General features: G+C 25.4%; 1 protein-coding gene. It reads right to left on the reverse strand.

The window, feature by feature from the left end; translation table 11 throughout:
- Positions 1 to 225 precede the first annotated feature (225 nt).
- Positions 226 to 483 (reverse strand): hypothetical protein, encoded by a 258-nt coding sequence (locus ACJDU8_RS25640; protein WP_406795017.1) that lies wholly within the window; start codon positions 481 to 483, stop codon positions 226 to 228.
- Positions 484 to 558: the final 75 nt, after the last annotated feature.

Here is a 558-nt window from a genome sequence, read left to right on the forward strand (position 1 = left end):
AGGGTTCTTCTTATTATTTTCATGGTCATAGGCCTTATATCATTTTTTATGCTGGAATAAAATTTATAGCTAAATAAGCCAGCTGTAAATCCATATAAAAATTTTTTGTTTAACATAATAATATCCTCCATGGACAATTATTACAGTTTGTTTGATCTCCATTTAAGTAAGGTTTTATTGAATTTGATTTTACTTATGAATAAACACTTTTAGGACTCATATCCATTAATGCTTAAATATCAGCAACCTCACTGCGCGTTTATATAATTTTTTATTATTTGTTCTCTCAAATTCCTTGAAAAAGAAGTCATTAAAGCTTTTTATATGATTACACCATAAAGTTAATATTCTCTCTTCCGATGATGGATTATTTTTAATTTCTTCTAAACTAAAGACCAACAAATCTTGTAATATTCCTTTTACTTTATCCAAATCATTACCTATTAATGCTATATTAGGTGAGTTATTGTCATTACCTTTCATATAGTAACCCCTTATTAACAATATTTTAGTTCATTAATTATTTTGCCTATAAAAACACCATATAAATATAACTAT

It is taken from the genome of Candidatus Clostridium eludens, assembly GCF_045310515.1.
Taxonomy (GTDB): domain Bacteria; phylum Bacillota; class Clostridia; order Clostridiales; family Clostridiaceae; genus Clostridium_B; species Clostridium_B eludens.